General features: G+C 44.1%; 4 protein-coding genes. 2 read left to right on the top strand and 2 right to left on the bottom strand.

Annotation, left to right across the window (positions count from 1 at the left end):
• Positions 1–137 precede the first annotated feature (137 nt).
• Positions 138–1,820 carry an O-antigen ligase family protein gene (locus IT291_10520; GenBank protein ID MCC6221661.1) on the bottom strand — a complete coding sequence of 561 codons (1,683 nt, stop codon included), beginning with the start codon at positions 1,818–1,820 and terminating at the stop codon, positions 138–140.
• A 31-nt stretch (positions 1,821–1,851) separates the two neighbouring features.
• Between IT291_10520 and IT291_10515 the strand changes: the two genes are divergently transcribed.
• Both IT291_10515 and IT291_10510 read left to right on the top strand, forming a co-directional pair.
• Complete coding sequence (locus IT291_10515; GenBank protein ID MCC6221660.1) at positions 1,852–3,282, top strand: hypothetical protein; 1,431 nt, start codon at positions 1,852–1,854, stop codon at positions 3,280–3,282.
• Positions 3,279–4,343 carry a hypothetical protein gene (locus IT291_10510; protein MCC6221659.1) on the top strand — a complete coding sequence of 355 codons (1,065 nt, stop codon included), beginning with the start codon at positions 3,279–3,281 and terminating at the stop codon, positions 4,341–4,343. The genes IT291_10515 and IT291_10510 overlap by 4 nt, the downstream gene beginning before the upstream one ends.
• A gap of 57 nt (positions 4,344–4,400) precedes the next feature.
• Here the strand turns inward: IT291_10510 and IT291_10505 are convergent, their stop codons facing one another.
• The gene (locus tag IT291_10505; protein MCC6221658.1) at positions 4,401–6,131 is read right to left on the bottom strand and encodes a methyl-accepting chemotaxis protein; all 1,731 of its coding nucleotides are present in this window, start codon (positions 6,129–6,131) and stop codon (positions 4,401–4,403) included.
• Between the last annotated feature and the right edge of the window lie 439 nt (positions 6,132–6,570).

The following is a 6,570-nucleotide window of genomic DNA, read 5'->3' as shown; positions in this document are numbered from 1 at the left end:
ACCGTTTCCAAAAAGTAAGTTAAATATTTTACTTTTTGGAAACGGTATTTGTTGTTTATTGGCAAGTGCTTACGCACTTGCTGTTTATACCATTTACAAAAATCCTTTTTGTAAATGGTATAATTGTTATCGTCCGTTCACTCAGACTGCGGTTTGGGCCCTTCCATAACGCGATTGATTAGGCGCATATGAATTGCTAGCGCGGCCACTATCGTTATAGCCGTAGCCGGTATGTGCATGGGGTAGTCGACTAATGAATGCAACAGTGGCAGCAAGACTGCTACCGTGCTCCCCAATAGCTGAATTCTATCGACTACTAAGCGGGACTCAGCAAGAGCTCGTTTGCTGTGTCGAAATACAACTAACAAAAACCCGCAAACAATTATGGCACCGATAGCTCCTGTCTCGGCAAATACCTGCAAATAGTCATTATGAGCATAATCCATAGTCCAACCTGCGAGCTCCACCGGTAAATAACGCAACACCGCCAAATGCCAACAACCTAAGCCAACACCTAAGATGGGGAAACTCGCAAAAACAGATAGCGAACCCTTAGCTAGTTCGTAGCGCAAAAAGTCGCGGTCAGCCGCAAGGCCATATTCGATGCGCTTCGTTAACAATTCGCGCCCACCCTGCCCAATAAAAAACAAAATGACCCCACCTACAAAAAATATCAATAACGGAGTCTTGGCTCTCTTCCAAAACTTCTCGAAGAGAACCTGAACATATGACACAGCGGTATCTCTATCCAACTCACAAGCCCCACCTCCATTCTGCCTATGCCCTTCATAACTTTTCCAAACCACTAAAAGACCAAGCATGAGTAGCGAAATGCCCATTCGCGACAAACTCAACACCGCTGCTAGCATCATGACGAAAATCACAAAAAACTGCCCTATGTGATATCTGAGCTTGTCCGGATTTCTTATAAACGTCATTAACAACTGCCTATCTCTAGAAAATTTGAGCTTCATACTCGACAAGTAACTTGTGCGAAGGAGACGGGAGAAAGCAGTAATAACTGCAACTTCAAGCAACACAGCTAAATGATTCGGGTTAGGAAAAGGCCAATGAGCTCGATTGCCGCCAACGCCGACGTTTGGCCGCTCAAACATGCCAAACAGATCGGCTTCATCCATTACTAGATGTACAATGGCGATTAGGCTACAAGAAAAACCGGAAAAAATGATGGCTCTCTGCAAAACATCTACTACATAGTCGATCTTTCTCGCTCGCTCATATCTCTCGCTTTTGACATTTTTCGATCTTCGATGATGGTGATGAGAAATTGAGGTATTAATGTCCTCACGAGGTAAAGCAACTATCCACAAACCAAAAATTAAAACTGCCACCGTCCACGAAAGCTGTGCAATGCTAGTGTAAACCTCAACGGAGATGCGATAAAAACCTAAAACCTCCGCACTCCTATACATCTCATGCCCTGCCTTTGACAAAAATGAAACTATTCCCTGTGGAAGCGGCGCAATTTGAAATAAGACCAAAGAAACAAACGCAGCGCTAAACAAAAAAGCCTTCTTCCCCACACGTCCAAGCGAGACCAAAAAAACCTCTCCCTCTCCTTTAAACAAGAAATAAATGCTAATGACCGCGCCGAGCACAAAAACTCCTTGTTTAAAGGCTGTAATAGCCACGTCCGATTTGCCTCCAAAAAACAAAGGCATCCCAGCTAAGACGCAGCTAATAAAAACAACTGAATATCGAGTAGCCCAGTGCCGTTTTTCCCTGATAGGCTTAACGATTATCGCTTCATCGGATTCGTTTAGCTCGTAGAAAGGCTCGTTCAGATAATCTGCTTGCATCTCAAATTTACCTCGAGTATCTTCGTTAACTGTGACAAAAAGAGCATCACTACAATTTGCAATACTACTAATTTGCCTCTTAGGCATTGTAGAATCTACTTATACTGCATACGCCAATGAACTTCAAAAGAATGTTGTAGATAAGGCGGCAGTTCTTGGAAACAGCCGAACTAGTTTCGACAAGGATTCCTTGGACGAGCAAGTAACGGAACTAGTTCGCCTTTCTAGCAATTTAGCAGCATATGCGTCGTTAATGCCAGAGGCGCATTATATGTTGGGAAGAGCACTTTTAAGCTCGCTAACGACTGAAAGCGAAACAAAAAGTCAATCCGAGTTTCTTTGCCGCGCATTTTTACATTTTAAGAAAGCAACTCAGCTTAGTCCTAACACATCGCGATACCACATCGCTTGGGCTAACATTAGCGCTATATTGAGATCTCCGCGCAACCTTTGCGCTCAAGATGTGATTGAAGACATTAAAACAGATGTGTTCGCGGAAAAATTACCCCCGCGACAGAGGGTTAAACTAGCACTCGGTCTTTCGCCATTTTCAACAACCGACTTGTATTTAGGTGCCTTAGCATTTTTAAGTATGGGCGACAGACATCAAGCGTTGGATATAATGCGCTTATACCAGCAGATTAATCCTTACCTGACAAAAGCACAGCAGAACTACATTTATCAGCTAGTTAACAGTAAACAAGACCTTAAGGCGGCCGTTGCGAGAACTTACCCGGCCATAACTAGGTGGGTATGGCACTTCGAGAGCTTTCGGCCGGTGGATTACAGGAACTGGAATTCGGTGTTTGAAGATGCGGTGGATGCGTCCATAACGGATTTAATAGATAGGCATTTATTAAACAAACTGCCACGCGAGAATTTTTCATCTTACATCAAACAAATAGGCTCCCTTTCTATCGCAAACAGCAGCGAAAAACTTAGAAAGCAACTAGATGCAATTCTTGAAGATTTGTACGAAGAAGATGGCAGCGTTGAGTGGAGCTCGCTGTTAAGCCAGAGAAAAGTTTTGTCGAAGCCGCGCACACTTAAATCTGTTTTAGCACAAGACGACAATCCAAAATCGAACATGCTATACGCCTGGCTTGCTGATGTTGACAATCGCGTGGCAGAACTCGACATTCGCGCAAGGACAATAGGCTTCTTTTTGCCGGCCGATTTTTCCCTTGAGCTTCTTACCCTCGAAAACTCCCTTACAGGAAACCATCTAGACACTAATTCAATTGCACTGCTCGCAAGTGACGACAACCTTCGCTACCATTCCATAACCAGCGATACGCGCATAGAAAGCTATATGGTAGACGGCAAACAAAAACTTGCCATCCACTTCCCGCCGAGCGAGTTTCGCTATCTAAAAGTTAATTACAATGGAACTAATCAAAAGGCGAAGTTTAAAAACTCCCTGCACACATTGGCCCGGGTTTTTGGAACGAATAATCGATGAAACAAATATATTCAAAGTCTCATTTCTCTGCGGGATCTCGCTTAAAACTCTTCTTAACATCCGTTTTTTCTATCATGGCTTGGTTGCCAACATCCTCTGCTGCCGAGAAAGACATGTTTATATTGGGGGAAAGCAGACTGCGCGTAGCCATCCCATATCTAGTTAGCAAACTAGATATCTTAAATTATGACGATCCGGTAAACCGCCTAATAATTGCAAACTTAGGAGCAAAACTTACGCGCATCGACGCAAATGGTAGCATACAACTAGACATAGCTAGTAGTTTTGCCGAACAAGACGAAAACAAAACTTGGGAATTTGCCATTAGACCCAATTTGCGTTTCGCCGATAACCGCGAATTAACAGCTACAGACATAAAAAAGACTTTTGAGTTCTTAATTGAGCGGGCCACAGCCCAGCAAAAGTCTAATTCCATTGCCAGGAAACTGCAAAACATCAAATCCATTCGAGTCAGCCATGTAAGAGAATCTCACTATAAGCAGTACTCCTTAGATAATATAAAGTTTCATTTGCAGAATGGCGACAAAGATTTTTTGACATTTCTAAGCCAAATCCCCATTATCGACACTAGAATTAGCAAGAACTTTGGAGAACTCTTTGGAAGCGGCACGCTTTTTACATCGCTTGGGCCGTACCAATTGCGCGAAAACAGGGCGGGCGAAATCGTGGTTTTAGAGCGGAGTGATTATTACTTCCGCCCAGGCTTTCCAAGAGCAGCTTTGGTGGAGTTTGTAGTCTTTGAGGATGATAGCTCTGCTCTAAGTGCGCTGCGAGTTGGCGCGGTCGACATTATTCCATTAGCAACCGAGAAGCAACTAGACGAAATATCTACTGACCCAACACTAGTTGCTATCGATTCTCCCTTAGAGAACATAAGGAGCGCTATTACTACTAATTGGCTCCTCGAGCGAAAAAATTGGTCAAAAGACGAAGGAAAGCCAGGTACTTTCGCTATCACTAAAAGTATAGTGAGAAAAAACCTAAAACTCGACGATCGAGCACTGGGAGCTTTTGATTTGTCGGGAACTTTTTTGCGCTAGGTGAGGGCGTTTTAAATTCCCACACCTAGCGGCGCATTATTTTGAGCCTATTAGATTCTACCAGCTTTCGTCGTGCATTTCGTGTAAGTCAAACTCATCTCTACTTACTGGCCCCGCAGGCACTGGAGCAAGCTCGCCATTAGTCGCTTTTGCCCCTTCTGAACCCTTAGCTGTTGGAGCTTTTGCCGTTTTCTTTACCACTCCACCCTTTGTGTTTGCCATTGACTTCTGCTTTGGCGAAACTTTCTTTGCCCTATTTGCACCAACAGTTCCACCCTTATTGCCGTCCACTAGGCATGACAGATCGCCCACAATCCCATTTACATTGCTAGCCTGACCAAGAAGCTCGCTTGATGCAGCCGAAGACTCTTCAGCAGTTGCAGCATTTTGCTGAGTTAGCTTATCGAGTTCGGTAACTGCAATATTCACTTGATCCAAGCCGCGGGTCTGTTCGGAGCTAGCGTTCGCAATCTGTCGCACAAGCTCCGCTGCTTGAATGGCGTTGTCGTTTATTTGTTGCAAAGACTTTGCAACTCTTTCGCTAACGGCAACCCCATTATCAGCCAACCCCTTAGAGCGCTGAATTTTTTCCGTCGTCGTCTTCGCAGCTTCAGCACTTCTCTGTGCAAGGCTTCTAACCTCTTCGGCCACAACAGCGAAGCCTTTTCCAGCATCTCCAGCACGAGCTGCCTCAACAGCAGCATTTAGCGCCAAAAGATTTGTCTGGAATGCAATGTCGTCGATAGTCTTAATTATAGCAGCAGTCTCGTCCGCAGCGCGTCGCACCTCGCCAATTGCATCATTTAGCTCATTCATCTCAGAAACGCCATGCTCGGAAAGCTCCCTAACCTTAGTAGAAAGAGTGTCGGCATGAGCGGCGTTCTCAGAATTTTGCTTAACCATCGAAGATACCTGCTCCAAGGAAGCCGCCGTTTCTTCGAGAGAGGCAGCCTGCTCGCTCGCGCCACTGGCCAAAGTTTGACTGCTTAAAGCTACCTGGTTTGCAGCGGCATTAACTTCATCTGACCCCTGGCTAAGTCTTGTCATAATGTGCTTAATAGAATTAGACAAATATCTTGCAAACCAAAGCGAAAGAATTACTCCAACTACAAGCGAAACGCCTATCATTACTACCGAGAGATTTCTAAGCGTACTATTGTTGCCAATTATCTGTTTAGCCGATGCGTTCGCCTTTTCCGTTGACTCATGCCCCTTGCTCTTTGCAGCATCCGCGGCAACTTTCGCGGCTTCGCGTGTTCGCTCTAACTTATCCTTTACGGTGATTGCAGTCTTTCGAGCCTCCGAGAGCAGCGAGTTTCCCAAAACGCGATTTCCATCAGCATATGCATCAACGGACTTGATAATAGTCTCGTAATACGAGTTTATTAGCGGATCTAACTCGGAAACGAGCTGTGAATTCGTGACTTTTAGCTCAGCAAGCAGCTTATTTAACTCTTCTCGTTTAGCTTCAGCGTTCGTCTCGGCCTCACTTAAAAGACTAGCAGCTAGATCAGTCAACCAGTAACTCATATCTAAATAGGTTTGAATGATATTATTTACGAGCGTCGACTCGACAAATGCTTGCCACTGTCCGTCAGAAGCTCTCGATTGCTCATGCAACATCGCATTCATTTCTGTATCGAGGAACTGGCTTTGCTTATCTATCTCCCAGGATACATAGCCAAGAGTTCCAACCATCATTAATAGCAGCGCTCCGCCGAGGCTGAGTATCTTTGCCGTTATGCCAAAGCTCTTACCGCCACTTTTAGATTTTCTTACGTTTGCCATTGTCTAATTCTTCCTTTCTCAAAATCTTCACGGGTTAACCTCGAGGTCTCCTAAGACTTTCTCGCTGCAAGAAAAACCAGCCGCCAAATCTTAGAGACTCTGATGCCTTAATCGGCCTTTATCGAAATATTCTGTAAATAAATTTCACTTCCGTCTGTTAGGATGCAAAATTGTAGGGAAATATGTAAATTTTTTTTGGAAATATATTCATACAGCTATTTATTACTATTTAACCGCCACAAACCGCAGCTAACAAAATAATTTGCTTAAGTTTTTCTCTAACGATGTCGGCAAAGATATGCTAAGGATTTCCTTAGGCGGCGTTTCTGGAAGCCATGGAGAGAGTATTGTCATCTTTTGGAGTCTAGAAATAGGTTGTTTACGACACATTTATTTGTATTTGGAGGACACACATGAGATTAAATCGAAAAAAAGTATT

This window comes from Deltaproteobacteria bacterium, from assembly GCA_020845775.1.
Classification (GTDB): domain Bacteria; phylum Bdellovibrionota_C; class UBA2361; order SZUA-149; family JADLFC01; genus JADLFC01.
Note: the sequence above shows the minus strand (reverse complement) of the source record. Positions and strands in the feature narration are given on the sequence as shown.